Origin of the sequence: Cytobacillus horneckiae (genome assembly GCF_002835735.1) — a bacterium.
Taxonomy (GTDB): domain Bacteria; phylum Bacillota; class Bacilli; order Bacillales; family Cytobacillaceae; genus Cytobacillus; species Cytobacillus horneckiae.
Genome location: NZ_PISD01000001.1, coordinates 1 through 16,704 on the forward strand (window position 1 = coordinate 1; position 16,704 = coordinate 16,704).

Consider the following 16,704-nt stretch of genomic DNA (forward strand, 5'->3'; position numbering starts at 1 on the left):
ACGTTGCCGGGCATACATATTGGAGGATTAGCTCAGCTGGGAGAGCATCTGCCTTACAAGCAGAGGGTCGGCGGTTCGATCCCGTCATCCTCCACCATTTAATTTTTTTGATTTTTTAGGAAAATGCCGGTCTAGCTCAATTGGTAGAGCAACTGACTTGTAATCAGTAGGTTGGGGGTTCAAGTCCTCTGGCCGGCACCATTTTTTAATTTTTAAGCACGAGCCATTAGCTCAGTTGGTAGAGCATCTGACTTTTAATCAGAGGGTCGAAGGTTCGAGTCCTTCATGGCTCACCATTTAAATATTGCGGGTGTGGCGGAATTGGCAGACGCACTAGACTTAGGATCTAGCGCCGCAAGGCGTGGGGGTTCGACTCCCTTCACCCGCACCATTTCTATTTAAATATGCGGAAGTAGTTCAGTGGTAGAACATCACCTTGCCAAGGTGGGGGTCGCGGGTTCGAATCCCGTCTTCCGCTCCATTGTATCCTATATAAGCCGGGGTGGCGGAACTGGCAGACGCACAGGACTTAAAATCCTGCGGTAGGTGACTACCGTACCGGTTCGATTCCGGTCCTCGGCACCATTTTCATAATCTAAATGATAATGCGCCCGTAGCTCAATTGGATAGAGCGTTTGACTACGGATCAAAAGGTTAGGGGTTCGACTCCTCTCGGGCGCGTATGTATCGGGAAGTAGCTCAGCTTGGTAGAGCACTTGGTTTGGGACCAAGGGGTCGCAGGTTCGAATCCTGTCTTCCCGACCATGAATACTTTTGGGGCCTTAGCTCAGCTGGGAGAGCGCCTGCTTTGCACGCAGGAGGTCAGCGGTTCGATCCCGCTAGGCTCCACCATTTATTTTATAATAAATATGATTTTGGCGGTGTAGCTCAGCTGGCTAGAGCGTACGGTTCATACCCGTGAGGTCGGGGGTTCGATCCCCTCCGCCGCTACCATATATCATGTACCTGGACCTTTAGCTCAGCTGGTTAGAGCAGACGGCTCATAACCGTCCGGTCGTAGGTTCGAGTCCTACAAGGTCCACCATTTTCATTTAAGACGGAGGAATACCCAAGTCCGGCTGAAGGGATCGGTCTTGAAAACCGACAGGGGTGTTAAAGCCCGCGGGGGTTCGAATCCCTCTTCCTCCGCCATTTTATTTGAAAATACATTTGGAGAAGGGCTCCATAAATAATATTGTCACGGGGTGGAGCAACGAGCGAATCATCTATGATTTTGCTGCGAGTTGTTTCGACGCATAAGCTTCCTTGAGATTACTTGCAGAGGAAGAAACAGAAAGCTATGCATGGAGCATAAATAAAAACTCCATAAATAATATTGTCGCGGGGTGGAGCAGTCCGGTAGCTCGTCGGGCTCATAACCCGAAGGTCGCAGGTTCAAATCCTGCCCCCGCAATCTGGTCCGGTAGTTCAGTTGGTTAGAATGCCTGCCTGTCACGCAGGAGGTCGCGGGTTCGAGTCCCGTCCGGACCGCCATTTTTTTATTACATATGGCTCAGTAGCTCAGTCGGTAGAGCAAAGGACTGAAAATCCTTGTGTCGGCGGTTCGATTCCGTCCTGAGCCACCATTTAAACTCCAATGATGGCGGTTGTGGCGAAGTGGTTAACGCATCGGATTGTGGTTCCGACATTCGTGGGTTCGATTCCCATCAGCCGCCCCATATAAATTTTGCGGGTGTAGTTTAGTGGTAAAACCTCAGCCTTCCAAGCTGATGATGAGGGTTCGATTCCCTTCACCCGCTCCAAATAGGGGCCTATAGCTCAGCTGGTTAGAGCGCACGCCTGATAAGCGTGAGGTCGATGGTTCGAGTCCATTTAGGCCCACCATTATTTTATCCTATTCCGCAGTAGCTCAGTGGTAGAGCATTCGGCTGTTAACCGAACGGTCGTAGGTTCGAATCCTACCTGCGGAGCCATAATGGGGAAGTACTCAAGTGGCTGAAGAGGCGCCCCTGCTAAGGGTGTAGGTCGGGCAACCGGCGCGAGGGTTCAAATCCCTCCTTCTCCGCCATTATATTTAGGCCCCTTGGTCAAGCGGTTAAGACACCGCCCTTTCACGGCGGTAACACGGGTTCGAATCCCGTAGGGGTCATACAAAAAAGCTGTCAACTTATAGTTGGCAGCTTTTTTGTATGCATTTTATTGAGAGCATACGGTATAAACAAAATCGTTTATTGATGAATCTTGTTCTAAAATGAGGAATAATCACTGCATCTATCATAATTTGTCAAAATATTTTTAATATTTAACAAGGAGTTTTGAATCTTCAACTTGAATATTACAGAAAAAGCCCATTCTGCAGTAAGGAGGAGGAGAAAAGAGTAAGTATGAATACTGTATTTCCTACAGACTATCAGTTGCATTTGTTTCATGAAGGTAATTTATATGAAGGATATAGGTTTTTTGGTTCACATATTCTAAAAGGAGGTTCTGAAGTTAAAACTCGCTTCTGTGTATGGGCCCCGAATGCTAGCTGTGTCCGCCTAGTTGGAGATTTTAATCATTGGAATGGAGCGGAATATGAGCTACAGAGAATTAACAGTGAAGGTGTTTGGTGCATCTACATAGAACAGGATTTATGTGGGGAGTTGTATAAATATGAAATCATTACAAATAATGGCGAAAGGTTATTAAAAGCCGATCCATATGCCTTTTTATCAGAAGTAAGACCAAAAACTGCCTCGATTGTCCACTCGTTAGATAACTACCAATGGAAAGATTCGAAATGGTTAAGAAATAAAGAAAATAAGAATCTCCTCAAAGAGCCTCTCCTCATTTATGAGGTTCATCTAGGTTCATGGAAAAAGAAAGCTGGCGAACTTTTAACATATAGAGAGTTAGCCGATGACCTCATACCATACGTAAAAGACCATGGTTTTACTCATGTCGAGTTTTTGCCAGTGGTTGAGCACCCACTCGACATTTCCTGGGGGTACCAAGGGACTGGATATTTTTCAGCGACTAGCAGATATGGAAAACCTGAAGATTTGATGTTCCTAATTGATCAATGCCATCAAAACAATATTGGTGTAATACTTGATTGGGTTCCAGGCCATTTTTGCAAGGATGATCAAGGGCTATACCGATTTGATGGAAGCTACCTATATGATTATGAAACAGCAGAGGATAGAGAAAATTGGGTTTGGGGAACAGCGAACTATAATCTAGCAAGAAATGAAGTAAGAAGTTTCCTTATATCAAATGCTATTTTCTGGATGGATAAATACCATATTGATGGTTTTAGAGTTGACGCCGTTTCGAATATTATTTATTGGCCAAATCATAGCAGGCGTGAGAATCCATTCGGCATTCAATTTCTCCGGCAACTAAATAAGGCTGTATTCCAATATGATCCGTCATTCTTAATGATGGCAGAGGATTCGACTGATTGGCCGCAAGTCACCTCTCCTATCCATTATGGAGGGCTTGGGTTCAACTATAAATGGAATATGGGCTGGATGAATGACGTTCTCGCATATATGGAAACACATCCTCATGAACGTCCTAGATATCATAATAAAATGACGTTTTCACTCATGTATGCTTTCTCTGAAAACTTTATTTTGCCGTTGTCGCATGATGAAGTCGTCCATGGGAAAAAATCACTCCTGGACAAGATGCCGGGGGATTATTGGCAAAAATTTGCCCAATATCGATTGTTGCTCGGATTTATGATGGCTCATCCTGGAAAAAAGCTTCTCTTTATGGGGTTTGAGCTTGGACAGTTTGCAGAATGGAAGGATAAAGAAGAATTAGATTGGCATTTATTAAAATATGAAATGCATGCAAAAACGAATCATTATGTGAAGAACTTAATAAAGTTATATAAACGTTCAAAATCCTTGTATGAACTAGACCATGTTTCTGAGGGATTTGAATGGATAGATGCCAACAATCAAAATCAATCTATATTCTCATTTATCCGCACAGGCTTAGAAAAAGACGATCTGTTAATTGTAGTATGCAATTTTTCAGCAGAAATGTTTGAGGATTACACGATTGGTGTTCCAAAGGAGGGCACATACCGGGAGATTTTTAATAGTGATAAGGAAGAGTTTGGCGGTTCTAATTGCATAAATAAAAAGGTGCTAAAGGCAGAGGAAAAAGCATTTCATGGAAAGCATTTTTCTGTAAAAATGAGAATTCCACCATTTGGAATTTCTATTTTACGCCCTGTAAGAAAGCGGAAGGAGAGAGGGGAATGGTCAAGAAAAAATGCGTAGCTATGCTGCTAGCAGGAGGTAAAGGAAGCAGGCTGAATTCTTTAACAAAAGATTTAGCAAAGCCTGCTGTTCCATTTGGCGGGAAGTACCGGATTATAGATTTTACATTAAGCAACTGTACAAATTCCGGAATTGATACAGTTGGTGTCCTTACACAATATCAGCCTTTAATTCTCAATTCTTATATAGGGATAGGCAGTGCTTGGGATCTTGATCGCAGAAATGGAGGCGTCACTGTGCTGCCACCATATAGTGAATCATCTGAAGTGAAGTGGTATACAGGAACGGCAAGTGCCATCTACCAAAATATTAACTATTTACAGCAATATGATCCTGAATATGTGCTGATTTTATCTGGTGACCACATTTACAAGATGAATTATGATTTAATGCTAGACCACCATATTGATAAAGATGCCGATGCGACCATTTCTGTCATAGAAGTGCCATGGCATGAAGCAAGCAGATTTGGCATTATGAATACGAACGAACAGCTGGATATTTTAGAGTTTGAGGAAAAACCAAGCGAACCTAAAAATAATTTAGCTTCAATGGGAATATATATTTTTAAATGGTCAGTGCTTAATCAAATGCTTGAGCGCGATAATCAAAATCCTCATTCTGACCATGATTTTGGAAAAGATATTATTCCGATGATGTTGAATGAAAAGATGAAGCTGGTTGCCTATCCATTTAGCGGCTATTGGAAAGATGTAGGTACGGTTCAAAGCTTATGGGAAGCAAATATGGACTTATTAGAAGAACAATGTGAACTAAATTTATTTGATTATGATTGGCGGATCTATTCTGTTAATCCTAATCATCCGCCTCAGTATATTTCACCAAATGCTGAAGTCAAGCAATCATTAATTAATGAGGGCTGCACAATAGAAGGAGATGTCTCAAAGTCTGTTCTTTTCCAAGGGGTAACAATAGGATCAGGTTCCTTCATTAGTGAATCAGTTGTCATGCCAAATGCAATCATCGGAAGGAATGTCCTTATTGAAAGGGCAATTGTACCATCCAATACTAACATACCTGATGGAACGATCATTAGGGCATCAGAGGGAGAAAAAGATGTCATCCTGGTCTCTCAAGAGATGCTTCAAGGTGTTTAATATTCATGTTAATTAAAAAAGGCTATAACTTTAGCGGGGATAGGCGCCAAAAGCGGTGATGGGACTACCCGGAGAGGAGAGATAATCAATAGCACCAAAATTAACAAAGCTAAGGAACCTTATTAATGGTGTATCAACCCTCTTAGTGGCTTTCATACTGGGTTGAATGAGCCAGCTGTGCATTTCAAATACAGGAGGGGATGTAATTGAATAATCATTTACTTGGTGTGATTGATGCAACAACCTATCATGAGGGATTAGATGAACTAACGATTCATCGCTCGTTAGCGGCAGTCCCTTTTGCCGGGAGATATAGATTAATTGATTTTATACTTTCTAATATGGTGAATTCCGGTATAGAAAGTGTGGCCATTTTCCCTAAATATCAATATCGTTCCTTAATGGACCATTTAGGTTCCGGTAAGAACTGGGATTTAAATAGAAAAAGAGATGGTCTATTCTTTTTTCCTTCTCCAATGCTGGATAGTCCTAATAATGGCATCGGTTCATTTAATCATTTTGCTGCAAATATTGATTACTTTTATAGAAGCAGTCAGGATTACGCATTAATTGCCAACTGCTTTACTATTTTTAATATGGACTTCACGCCTGTTTTGGAAAGGCATATAAGGGCAGGGTGCGACATTACGACAATTAATAAAGACGGCCAGCCTTTAGAGATTTACTTAGTTAAAAAATCACTATTAATTAATATGATTCTTTCAAGGGGAGAAACGGGATACTCTTGTATAAGTGACATCGTTTCGGATATCCATCACCCCTATACATTATGTACGTATGAATATACTGGAGCAGCAGTTATGGTAGATTCAGTGCAAACATATTTTCATGCAAGTATGGATCTGTTGAATCCCCCCATTTGGAAAGACCTCTTTTTAATTGAACAGCCTATTTTTACAAAAGTGAAAGATGAACCGCCAACAAGGTATTTAAATGGATGCTCTGTTCAAAATTCCATTGTAGCCAATGGATGTCAAATAGAAGGAAAAGTAGAGAATAGTATTATTTCCAGAGGCGTTAAAATCGGGAAAAATACCATCATAAAAAACTGCATCGTAATGCAAAAGTGTGAAATCCAAGAAGGCTGTGTTTTGGATTCAGTTATTTTAGATAAAGATGTTAAGGTTGAAAAGGGAACTCATCTGTCAGGAACAGAAACCTCGCCATTCGTAGTTAGAAAAGGTACTGTACAAGGAGCGTTGATGAATTCGTGAAAGTATTATTTGCCGTATCAGAATGTGTTCCATTTATAAAATCGGGCGGATTAGCGGATGTTGCCGGATCATTGCCGAAGGAATTAAAGAAGCAAGGGACAGATGTGCGTGTAATACTGCCGAAGTATGGAACGATTCCGGATGTATTTAAAGATGCTATGATTAAGAAGATTGAGTTTACCGTTAAGGTAGGCTGGCGTGAACAATATTGTGCAATTGAAGAATTCGAATATAAAGGGATCACCTTTAATTTTATAGATAATGAATATTACTTTAAACGTGAAAAGCTTTACGGCTATTTTGATGATGGAGAGAGGTTCGCTTTTTTTAACCGTGCGGTCCTTGAGTCATTAAACTTTTTAGATTATTATCCAGATATCATTCATTGCCATGATTGGCATACGGGGATGATTCCATTTTTATTAAAAGTTCAATATCAATGGAAAGCTGGATATGAATTTATTAAAACGGTTTTCACCATTCATAACTTGCAGTTTCAAGGAATTTTTCCGAAAGATGCTATCCATGACCTCTTTAGTTTAGACTTTGAACATTTCAGAGAAGATCAGCTTAAATTTTATGATTGTATTAATTTTATGAAAGGAGCGATAGTTGCGGCTGATAAGATAACAACAGTCAGCCCAACCTATCGAGACGAAATATTAACAGATTATTACGGAGAAAAGCTTCATGGACTTTTACAAAAGAGATCAAGAGATCTTGAAGGAATTTTGAATGGAATAGATGATGAAGTATACCACCCTGAGAAGGATACAATCATCCTCCAGCCTTTTAATTCAAGTGACATCTTACATAAAAAGGCAAATAAGATGTTTTTACAAAAATTATTTGGTCTGCCTGTCCTTAGGAACACGCCATTAGTTGTGATGGTGACAAGAGTAACTAAACAAAAAGGGATGGATCTCGTAAAAAGAGTTTTCCACGATATGATGGAAGCTGATGTCCAATTTATTTTACTAGGGACAGGTGATAGTGAATTTGAAGATTTCTTTAGAGGGATGGAAGCAGCCTATTCTCATAAATGCAAAGCTTATATAGGTTTTAATGAGGATATTGCTCATAAGATCTATGCAGGCGCTGACCTGTTTTTAATGCCATCAAAGTTTGAGCCATGCGGTTTAGGGCAGTTAATTGCGATGAAATATGGAGCGATTCCGCTTGTTAGAGAAACAGGCGGATTGAATGATACGGTCCAGTCTTACAATGAGATTACTGGTGAAGGAAATGGTTTTTCTTTCAAGAACTTTAATGCACATGACATGCTGTTTACATATCGAAGGGCATTATCCTTTTATAAGGACAGTAAGGCATGGGCAGAGCTGGTAAAAAGTGCAATGGATATGGACTATAGCTGGGCACAGTCTGCATTTAAATATAACCATCTATATGCAAATGTTATCTCTAGGAGTGAGAGCCATGTTTTCTGATAAAGACGAATTTAAAGAGGCTTTTTTGAAGAAGCTGGAGATGACCTGTGGAAAAAGCTTTAATGAAAGCACAGTAAAAGATCAATTTTATACGCTTGGTTTATTAATACGAGAATATGTGAGTACAGAGTGGATCAATACAAATGAACATTATCGCATTGATAAGGTGAAGCAAGTGTATTATTTTTCAATAGAGTTTTTATTAGGTCGTTTGTTACGTCATAATCTTTTGAATCTCGGAATTGAAGACATAGTAGAAAGCGGGTTGAACGACTTAGGAATAGATTTGACAGACCTGGAAGTGGTCGAGTCTGATGCTGGGCTAGGTAATGGAGGCCTCGGGCGGCTGGCTGCCTGTTTTCTCGATTCATTAGCTTCATTAAACCTTCCTGGTCATGGTTGCGGGATTAGATATAAACACGGTTTATTCGAGCAAAAAATTGTCGATGGGTATCAAGTTGAGCTTCCTGATCAATGGCTGCGCAATGGACATGTCTGGGAAGTAAGAAAAGCGGATTTAGCCATTGAAATACCGTTTTGGGGGGAAGTGGAGGTAAGAGAAGAAAAAGGGCGCAAATTGTTTCGCCATATCAATGCGGAAAGGGTAACGGCGGTTCCTTATGATATGCCGATTGCAGGCTATAAAACAGATACGATTAATACATTGCGGTTATGGAGTGCAGAACCTTCCCGTTATCCTATCAATCAGGATGTATTAAAATATAAGAAAGAAACAGAAGCCATTTCTGAGTTCCTTTATCCAGATGATACACAGGACGAAGGAAAAATCCTCAGACTAAAACAACAGTATTTTCTGGTGAGTGCTAGTATTAAATCGATTATTCAAACATATAAAAGGCAGCATCGCGGCTTAAGCGAATTTCATAAGTATATTAGTATTCATATTAATGATACCCATCCTGTTCTAGCTATTCCAGAATTAATGAGGGTGTTGATGGATGAAGAGGGCTTAGGGTGGGATACTGCTTGGCGGATTACTACCGAGACCATTTCCTATACGAATCATACGACCCTGTCAGAAGCACTTGAAAAATGGCCAGTTCGCATATTTCAGCCGTTATTGCCAAGGATTTTTATGATTGTGAATGAAATAAATGAACGCTTTTGCCAAAAGCTGTGGGATCGATATCCAGGTGAATGGGAAAAAATTGAGAGCCTTGCAATTATCGCACATGACCAAGTAAAAATGGCGCATTTAGCAATAGTGGGAAGCCATAGTGTAAATGGGGTCGCTGCACTTCATACAGATATTCTAAAGTATCGAGAAATGAATCAGTTTTATAAAATATATCCAGAAAAATTTAATAACAAGACAAACGGGATCACTCATCGAAACTGGCTGCTTAAATCTAATCCGCATTTATCTAATCTAATTACTGAAAGCATTGGTGATAAATGGATAAAAAATCCAAACCATTTAGAAGAATTATTAACCTATAGCAATGATTCCTCGTTTCTTGATTCATTAGCGTCTATCAAATTGGCCAATAAGAAAAAGCTTGTTAAAAGAATTGAAGCTCAAACAGGTGAAAAGATTGATGAACACTCTATTTTTGATATTCAAGTAAAGCGGCTGCATGCTTATAAACGGCAATTACTAAATATCTTTCATGTGATGTATTTGTATAATCGATTAAAGGAAGATTCTCATTTCCATATGCATCCTCGCACATTTATTTTTGGAGCTAAAGCATCCCCAGGCTATTATTTTGCCAAAAAAGTAATAAAGTTAATAAATGCAGTGGCACAAAAAGTAAATAATGATCCCTATACAAAAGATAAATTAAAGGTAACCTTTCTTGAGAATTACCGCGTCTCTTTAGCTGAGGATGTATTTCCTGCTGCTGATGTGAGCGAACAAATCTCTACAGCGAGCAAAGAGGCTTCAGGAACGGGAAATATGAAGTTTATGATGAATGGTGCAATAACGGTTGGTACGTTAGATGGTGCAAATGTAGAAATACATGAAAAGGTTGGAGAAGAGAATATCTTTATTTTTGGTTTAAGTGCTGAGGAAGTCCTTAATTATTATCATCATGGCGGATATCATTCAATGGAATATTACCACCATGATAAAAGAATTCAGCAAGTGATGGACCAATTAAAAAATGGTTTTTTTCCAGAAGTAATGGACGAATTTGAGCCAATCTTTGATTCTTTAGTTATGGAGAATGACCAATATTTCGTATTGCGTGATTTCGCCAGCTATGTAAACATACAGGAGAGAACAGGAGCAGCATATGAAAATTCGATGAAATGGCGGCAAATGAGTCTGGTGAATATTGCTAAATCAGGTTATTTTTCTAGTGACCGCACAATAGATGAATATGCAAAAGAAATTTGGAGAATTCACCCGACAAGATAGAAGTAATACGAAAAAGGCTCTTATATAAAAAAGAGCCTTTTTTGTATTACCCCCTTAAAAGAGGCATTGTGCAGCAGCGGAAGGCTCCGCCTGATTTGATAATTTCACTAATATCCACCTCTATCACATCATAACCGCAATCACGTAGATGCTTATTCACGTTTTTATTGATTGGTTGGCTAAATACTTTTTTATCGCCGATGGACAGCACATTTGTACCTAATGTGAATTGTTCTTCCTTCGTTACTTCGATTATATTATAGCGAGAATAGAGGTGCTTTTCGATTTCCTCATCGATTTCACCGGGATAAAGCAAGGCTTCAGTCGGCGAGAGGACATTGAATACACAATCTAAATGGAGGTAGGTGTCAGTAAATGGGACTGAAATCACTTCGTAATGAGGAAGCAGATCTTGAATGTATTTGATCGCTTTATGCTCAGTTCTGTCACTTTGCCCAATATAAATTGTAGAGCCATCAATAATGACATCTCCACCTTCTATACGATAATGCTGTAAATTTTGAAATTGAACATGCTGTTCTGCCAGCCACTGCTTTAATACTTCATCTTCACCGCGGCGCACATCAGTTGCCATTTCTGCTACATAGACTGTCTGGCCTAGGGTAAACCCAATATCTCTCGTGAAGACTTGTTCAGGAAACAGCTGCTTTGCAGAAAGCAAAATCACTTCTACTCCTTGTTCATTCAACTTATTAACGAAGGAACGATGCTGGTCAATCGCCAGTTTTACATTGAAACCTTTATCTGAATATCTTCTTTGAGTTTCGTTGATTTCACTGTCAATGTTCATATATGTAGGCTCGCATAAAATGACTTTTCTAAGCGTATCGTATTCTGTTTTGCATCCTGCCTTGTATTTGTTTGTCAGCATCCTTTACTCCTCCTTAGTTCATTCCTTTTTTCAATAATATTCCCTTGTACACACTTTTAAATCACGCTGAATAAATTGAAAATTTAATTATTTTAACATAGTAAAGAAGGAATGCGGCAATCATACAAGAATGCTTTTAAACCATTTGTCCTGTTTCAACGCTATGAAGGAATTTCTCCACGATTGGCTTGCAATACTTTTGCTGTTTTTTTTCTGTTTATTCGGAAGAAAATATTTGAATTTTTTTTCTAATCTAAATCATTACTACTCTTACATCATCAAGCAATGAATCATTTCTTTTTTATGAATTTCTCGTTCAAACAGTTTAAGAAACACTGTTGGCTTTGTTCTTCTGTGCTCAGAATCAGTAAAAGAAGGATCATTCTGTTTAATAGCTGTTTATTTGTATAGGCCAATTGCTCTGGCTGCAAACGAATTAATTTCTCCGTATCGTATCAGGAGGCGCTGCATGTTTTTAAGTGTTGTTGGAATAGGGATTTACATTTCTTCTAATTGATTTAACGTTGCTTTGATGTAATTTTCCCGTTTACTTTCTGTAAAAATAAAAAGAGATTTATTGAATTGCTTGCTTGCTTCTTTATAGTCGCCTTTTAATTTAGAAATAAGTGCTTTTTGATAAAATAATTCCCCGTAAAGATAGAATGTATATTCTTTTTTACATTTCTTTATCCCTAAATCACAATACTTCTCAGCAATTGTCCATTCACCATTTTTTGTATAACTTTTACTTATATTATATAGAAGTTTAATATGTAGTTTAAAATCTGCAATTGTATCAGATAGTTCATAAAGAGATATTGCCTCTTTAAAGGCACCTATTGCTTGATGATGATCCCCAACTTCAGCATACATAATAGCAGAGCTATTTAAAATATTGACATCTTGACTGGTTTTATAAAATGAATGTCTAAGTGATAATGCATAATTTAGATACTGCTGGGCTAATATAGGGTCGTTATTAACATAATACTCAACAATCCCTTTATGCCAAATAATAAATTGCTTTTCCTCCAACGGTCTAAAGCATGCTAATCCTTCATATTTTTTTATAAGCTTACTCATTTTAATATAATTCTTATTATGTGAACAATCGCGTATTTCTTTTTTTATATTAATTAATAATGTATATTCATCCTTATTCATTCGATCAATAAAATACACTGGTTCCACACCTAAACGTTCAGAAATAGACATTAATGTGTAAATGCATGGTATAATTTTCCCGTTTTCAATTTGACTAATCTCAGACTGACTACAAACTCCCTCAGCAAGTTCCCGCTGGCTAATCCCTATACTTTGTCTTAAATCCTTAATAAGTTGGGCTAAGTTATTATTTATTATTACCATACAGAATCGAATAGTCTCCTTATATAATTATTTTAATCAGAGTATATGAAAAACAGAGATAATAAGAGTAAATTAAAGAAAAGTACTGATAAAGATACATTAACATATAAATCATTAATTGTCATATTATGTTATAAATTTAAAAAAGAAGGCTATTTAAAATGTAAATAGGTTCACTCTCTGTGATTAGTAATTTGAAAAAAAGGGAGTGTGCTGGAGCTCAGGTTGTGGAGAAAGTAAGTATAGAGGCTGGCCTCAATTAATTGGAGACGTAGAAATATGTCCTTTTCAATTCCTCGGTAGTATGGAGAAACTCAATTTCAGACGCTACAGGGTGATCATTATACATTTTTAGATGCGCCAGCGGAGCTGTTAGACATTATTTCTTCAAAAATTCTGGTGAAATAACAAAATGGAGGGTGCTCGTTTTATGAGCACCCGTTAATACGCTAGATATTTATTTTTTTTTAAGTGATTTAGGTGAAGTAGATTCTATGACAATATTTTTGGCTTTATGAAACAAGGCAAACTGTCTTAAGGCTTTTCTTAGCTCCTTAAGTAATTTTGAATCTATTTTTGTGTGACTTTCTACCTGAAGCAGCTTAATTTGCAATGTATCGCTCTTACGCAAGTATTTAGGATCTATTCTGCCAATTAATTTGTCACCATATAGTATTGGCATTGCATAATATCCAAATTCTCTTTTCGATTCGGGAAAATAAATCTCCCATTTGTAGCTGAAGTCGAATAAATCTTCTACCCTAGACCTTCTCCATAATAGATTATCTAATGGAGGGAGAAATTTAACAGTAGAACAATCACTCTGCTCATCTGAGCTTTCTAATTTTTCTACATCTTCAGTTAAAATGTAATATTGTCTTTTTACATTTTCTATGTCGACTGGGATGATCATTCCTTGATATAAAAGTTTTTCACGTATGGCTATGCGTTCTTTTGCAGTTGTTTTAAACCAACCAAATCTTTGATCTTCAAAGTCAAAAATACGATAAGCCTTCATATATTTAATTACTAATGCTTCTTTTGAATCGTTAATATTAATATTTGAAAATTCATTTATATAGGTTTTAGGCACATGATTTTCTGTCGCAGTAAAGAATTTTTCATTACCGTTCCTTTTAGCCACTGTAATTTTACCTAAATCAAATAGTATATTCAGTGCTAATGTAGTTTCTTTTGTAGTAGGTTTCGCGTTGTCCCAATATCCTTTCACAATTTTGTCCGACTTAAAAGCTCTTGAAGGTAACGGTTCATTTTCAATCATTTGCTCCATTATCTTCTCCATTACTGGAATAAGACTTTGAGTGGAAGTATGAATGGAATGAATATAAAAATCTTGTATTACCTTAAATTTAGGGAAATCCTCTATAGGAATAATACAAGCAGCATTGGCTACATATTCAAATAGATGGCGGTTCGATATTAACTTTTCAAGTATTTCTACATGATAGTTAGGGTGTCTTGCTTGAAGTACTAAATGGTGGTTTCTCTCTACTGCAGCGATGGGGTCAAGTTGTATACATTCTAAAATTCTAATAATGTTTAATGCTGACTCTAATTCATCCTCATTGGTTGGGGTTCTTTGATTATTCAGCAGTTGGGCGTCTAATAGAAATCTCTTAGCTTTGGTTTTAGTGATTGGAATTTTCGATAGCATTCCTTCTCTCCTTATCTGTGATTTAGTATGTTTATTAAGATTTTAACATAATGTATAATGTTTTTTTAAAAAATTGCCAATAATTAAAGAGGTGTTTGAAATAGATAATAAAAAAGGGAAGAGCCCAATAAGAGAAGTAATTGGTCATAAAAATTATTTGAAGTGGTCACTAGCTGTCCAATTAATGAGAGCACCTTCATTAATGACCTCACTTGCTTTTGTAATTATAGGTTATTATGCAACAGGGAGTCATACTGTTGGTGGATTAATGGTAACGGTTTACACAATTAGCTTGACTTTCTTCGCAGTACCAGGCGGCCGTTTTGTTGATAAAGTTGGAATAACAAAAGGATTGCTTTTTCTATTAATCGGAAGTGCTATCTCATTCTTGTTATTAACGTTAGCAACAGTTTTTAAGGCACCCTCATTTATATTGATAATTTTAGCTGGCTTATCAGGGATGTTCTTAGCAGGGGCTCCAGGTGGATTTAGAACACTTTTAAGTAGAATCGTTCCAAGGAACCTTATCTCCTCTGCAATTGCTTTTGATGCAACAATGATTGAGGTTGTTGTAGTTACATCTCCATTAATAGCGGCTGCATTTTCAACGATATGGAAACCAGGTACTGGATTTGCAATGGTAGTAGCTTCTCTACTATCAGCATTATTAGCATACTTACTAGCTAAGGGATCAGAAGATAATAAATTGGAGAATGAATCAAATGTTACGGAATCTTTTGCTGCTCCGAAGAGTTTATGGCTAAATCCACGTTATATTTTCTGGCTTCTAGCAAGTATTGCATTTGGACATATCTTAGGAACTGCTGAAACAGGTGCTTATCCTATTTCTCAAGCTTTTGGTGGTGGTGCTAATACAGCTGCTATTCTAATTGGAGTTGTTGCGGTATTTAGTATTGTAAGTGGTCTATTATATGCAACATTTGAAAGTAAAATTAAGTACTCAAAATTTTCTCAAGCTTGCTGCTTGCTTGTTTTAATAACAATTGGTTGCTTCAGCTTGTTTTTAAGTGAGTCATGGTTATGGTTAATCATTTCACTTGTTGTTATTGGAACTTGTACTGCTCCATTAATGATTGTACGCTCACAGGCTGTTGAGCTGGAAATACCAGAGGACAGAAAATCAGAAGGTTTTAGTTTAATTAATGCATCACATTCAATTGGTTTTGGCTTGAGTGGCTTATTTTTAGCTATTCTTCCATTAGATGGGATGTTGTTATCGGGCAGCATTACTGGTGTGATTGTGCTTATTATGGCTCCAATATTATTTAGCGAAAAGCTATATAAAAAGACAGCGCAAAAAACGATTGAAAATGATTCAAAACTTCCTAATACGATGGAATAAGGAGATTTATATGATTACAGTATTAGTTACTACGAGTCTAGATAAACAGAGTCGAGAAAAATTAATTAATGCCTTCCAAAGTGTTACATTTCATTTTTTTGATAATAAAAATGAAGCAGTCACTAGTAATGTTAATCCGAATGTTTTAATTGCATATGCTGATGACTTACATGAAGATTGGTTGAAAAATCTAACAAACTTAAAATGGATACATGTCTTGACTTCAGGGGTAAATTCTTTACCGTTTGATTGGTTAATGAAAAATAAATCAATTTTAGTAACTAATTCTAAAGGTATTCATGCTATACCGATGGCTGAATATACTGTTGGAGCTATGTTAATGTTAGCTAAACATTTTAACCAATACTTAGGATTCCAAAAAGAAAGAAATTGGAATCCAGCGCTAACTTCAGAAGAACTCGATGGAAAAGTAGTTAGCATTATCGGAACAGGTGCTATTGGTACAGAAATAGCGAAAAAATTAAAGGCATTTAACACAAAAGTAGTTGGTATAAACACTAATGGTCGGGATGTATCTCCTTTTGACAAGGTTAGTTCAATGGACGATATTGATAAAGTGTTATCTACCTCAGACTTTATTATTGTCACTTTGCCTTTAACAAATAGTACTAAAAATCTGCTTTCTAAAGATAAACTTTCCTTAATAAAGCCAACATCTTATCTAATAAACCTAGCTAGAGGGGAAATTCTGGATGAGTCCTATTTAGTGTATGCTCTTAAGGAAAAGAGAATTAAAGGTGCTGTTTTAGATGTGGTAGAAGAGGAGCCCTTATCTTGGAATAACCCTATATGGGAATTGGAAAATGTAATGATAACTCCTCATATATCAGATTCTTCACCTCTTGTATATGCACGGATGACTAATATAATTATTTCAAATCTACTCTGCTATGAAAAAGAAGAATATGAATGTATGGTAAACCAAGTTGATTTACATTTTACTTATTACAACTAGGA

At 37.4% G+C, this 16,704-nt stretch carries 9 protein-coding genes, 21 tRNA genes and 1 pseudogene; 28 read left to right on the plus strand and 3 right to left on the minus strand.

Annotated elements, in window-relative coordinates; all coding sequences use genetic code 11:
• The first annotated feature begins 21 nt into the window (after nt 1-21).
• The 26 genes and pseudogenes from CWS20_RS00005 (at nt 22) to CWS20_RS00130 (ending at nt 10,428) form a co-directional block, all read left to right on the plus strand.
• A tRNA-Val gene (locus CWS20_RS00005) sits at nt 22-97 on the plus strand.
• A gap of 28 nt (nt 98-125) precedes the next feature.
• Nucleotides 126-201: transfer RNA gene (locus tag CWS20_RS00010), tRNA-Thr, on the plus strand.
• Nucleotides 202-220: 19 nt separating this feature from the next.
• Nucleotides 221-296: transfer RNA gene (locus CWS20_RS00015), tRNA-Lys, on the plus strand.
• Between the two features lie 10 nt (nt 297-306).
• Nucleotides 307-391 (plus strand) — tRNA-Leu (locus CWS20_RS00020).
• Nucleotides 392-406: 15 nt separating this feature from the next.
• Nucleotides 407-481: transfer RNA gene (locus tag CWS20_RS00025), tRNA-Gly, on the plus strand.
• Between the two features lie 15 nt (nt 482-496).
• Nucleotides 497-585 (plus strand) — tRNA-Leu (locus CWS20_RS00030).
• A gap of 22 nt (nt 586-607) precedes the next feature.
• Nucleotides 608-681, plus strand: a tRNA-Arg gene (locus tag CWS20_RS00035).
• Between the two features lie 7 nt (nt 682-688).
• Nucleotides 689-765, plus strand: a tRNA-Pro gene (locus CWS20_RS00040).
• A gap of 11 nt (nt 766-776) precedes the next feature.
• Nucleotides 777-852 (plus strand) — tRNA-Ala (locus CWS20_RS00045).
• Between the two features lie 25 nt (nt 853-877).
• Nucleotides 878-954: transfer RNA gene (locus CWS20_RS00050), tRNA-Met, on the plus strand.
• Between the two features lie 14 nt (nt 955-968).
• Nucleotides 969-1,045, plus strand: a tRNA-Ile gene (locus CWS20_RS00055).
• A gap of 14 nt (nt 1,046-1,059) precedes the next feature.
• Nucleotides 1,060-1,152, plus strand: a tRNA-Ser gene (locus tag CWS20_RS00060).
• Between the two features lie 188 nt (nt 1,153-1,340).
• A tRNA-Met gene (locus tag CWS20_RS00065) sits at nt 1,341-1,414 on the plus strand.
• Between the two features lie 3 nt (nt 1,415-1,417).
• Nucleotides 1,418-1,494: transfer RNA gene (locus tag CWS20_RS00070), tRNA-Asp, on the plus strand.
• 16 nt (nt 1,495-1,510) lie between these two features.
• Nucleotides 1,511-1,586: transfer RNA gene (locus CWS20_RS00075), tRNA-Phe, on the plus strand.
• Between the two features lie 17 nt (nt 1,587-1,603).
• A tRNA-His gene (locus CWS20_RS00080) sits at nt 1,604-1,679 on the plus strand.
• Between the two features lie 10 nt (nt 1,680-1,689).
• A tRNA-Gly gene (locus tag CWS20_RS00085) sits at nt 1,690-1,763 on the plus strand.
• Between the two features lie 5 nt (nt 1,764-1,768).
• Nucleotides 1,769-1,845 (plus strand) — tRNA-Ile (locus CWS20_RS00090).
• Between the two features lie 14 nt (nt 1,846-1,859).
• A tRNA-Asn gene (locus tag CWS20_RS00095) sits at nt 1,860-1,934 on the plus strand.
• Nucleotides 1,935-1,938: 4 nt separating this feature from the next.
• Nucleotides 1,939-2,029 (plus strand) — tRNA-Ser (locus tag CWS20_RS00100).
• Between the two features lie 9 nt (nt 2,030-2,038).
• Nucleotides 2,039-2,110 (plus strand) — tRNA-Glu (locus CWS20_RS00105).
• A 235-nt stretch (nt 2,111-2,345) separates the two neighbouring features.
• Nucleotides 2,346-4,263: pseudogene (gene glgB, locus CWS20_RS00110) on the plus strand (1,4-alpha-glucan branching protein GlgB).
• The gene (locus tag CWS20_RS00115) at nt 4,220-5,359 is read left to right on the plus strand and encodes a glucose-1-phosphate adenylyltransferase (protein WP_066190910.1); all 1,140 of its coding nucleotides are present in this window, start codon (nt 4,220-4,222) and stop codon (nt 5,357-5,359) included. Before glgB ends, CWS20_RS00115 begins: the two are co-directional and overlap by 44 nt.
• A 206-nt stretch (nt 5,360-5,565) precedes the next feature.
• The gene (locus CWS20_RS00120; protein WP_066190914.1) at nt 5,566-6,594 is read left to right on the plus strand and encodes a GlgC family sugar phosphate nucleotidyltransferase; all 1,029 of its coding nucleotides are present in this window, start codon (nt 5,566-5,568) and stop codon (nt 6,592-6,594) included.
• Nucleotides 6,591-8,042 (plus strand): glycogen synthase GlgA, encoded by a 1,452-nt coding sequence (gene glgA, locus CWS20_RS00125; protein WP_066190917.1) that lies wholly within the window; start codon nt 6,591-6,593, stop codon nt 8,040-8,042. Before CWS20_RS00120 ends, glgA begins: the two co-directional genes overlap by 4 nt.
• Nucleotides 8,032-10,428, plus strand: a complete 2,397-nt coding sequence (locus CWS20_RS00130) for a glycogen/starch/alpha-glucan phosphorylase (RefSeq protein WP_066190919.1) — start codon at nt 8,032-8,034, stop codon at nt 10,426-10,428. The genes glgA and CWS20_RS00130 overlap by 11 nt, the downstream gene beginning before the upstream one ends.
• Nucleotides 10,429-10,474: 46 nt before the next feature.
• On the opposite strand, the gene CWS20_RS00135 is transcribed toward CWS20_RS00130, so the two are convergent.
• From CWS20_RS00135 to CWS20_RS00145, 3 genes are all read right to left on the minus strand, one after another.
• A complete protein-coding gene (locus CWS20_RS00135) occupies nt 10,475-11,320 on the minus strand; it encodes a dimethylarginine dimethylaminohydrolase family protein (RefSeq protein ID WP_180321492.1) in 846 nt (281 codons plus the stop codon).
• Nucleotides 11,321-11,818: 498 nt separating this feature from the next.
• Nucleotides 11,819-12,688, minus strand: a complete 870-nt coding sequence (locus CWS20_RS00140) for a helix-turn-helix domain-containing protein (protein WP_066190922.1) — start codon at nt 12,686-12,688, stop codon at nt 11,819-11,821.
• A gap of 457 nt (nt 12,689-13,145) precedes the next feature.
• On the minus strand, nt 13,146-14,363 hold the full coding sequence (locus CWS20_RS00145; protein WP_101226178.1) for a DNA glycosylase AlkZ-like family protein: 1,218 nt from the start codon (nt 14,361-14,363) through the stop codon (nt 13,146-13,148).
• Nucleotides 14,364-14,436: 73 nt separating this feature from the next.
• Here CWS20_RS00145 and CWS20_RS00150 point away from each other — a divergent pair, with 73 nt between their 5' ends.
• Nucleotides 14,437-15,726, plus strand: coding sequence for an MFS transporter (locus CWS20_RS00150; protein ID WP_066190927.1), 1,290 nt, complete (start codon nt 14,437-14,439; stop codon nt 15,724-15,726).
• Between the two features lie 10 nt (nt 15,727-15,736).
• The gene (locus CWS20_RS00155) at nt 15,737-16,702 is read left to right on the plus strand and encodes a D-2-hydroxyacid dehydrogenase (RefSeq protein WP_066190929.1); all 966 of its coding nucleotides are present in this window, start codon (nt 15,737-15,739) and stop codon (nt 16,700-16,702) included.
• Nucleotides 16,703-16,704 lie beyond the last annotated feature (2 nt).

Coding starts and splice junctions, on each gene's coding strand:
- CWS20_RS00155 (WP_066190929.1), top strand. CDS start 15,737: ATGATTACAGTATTAGTTACTACGAGTCTAGATAAACAGAGTCGAGAA.
- CWS20_RS00130 (WP_066190919.1), top strand. CDS start 8,032: ATGTTTTCTGATAAAGACGAATTTAAAGAGGCTTTTTTGAAGAAGCTG.
- CWS20_RS00145 (WP_101226178.1), bottom strand. CDS start 14,363: ATGCTATCGAAAATTCCAATCACTAAAACCAAAGCTAAGAGATTTCTA.
- CWS20_RS00140 (WP_066190922.1), bottom strand. CDS start 12,688: ATGGTAATAATAAATAATAACTTAGCCCAACTTATTAAGGATTTAAGA.
- CWS20_RS00135 (WP_180321492.1), bottom strand. CDS start 11,320: ATGCTGACAAACAAATACAAGGCAGGATGCAAAACAGAATACGATACG.
- CWS20_RS00115 (WP_066190910.1), top strand. CDS start 4,220: ATGGTCAAGAAAAAATGCGTAGCTATGCTGCTAGCAGGAGGTAAAGGA.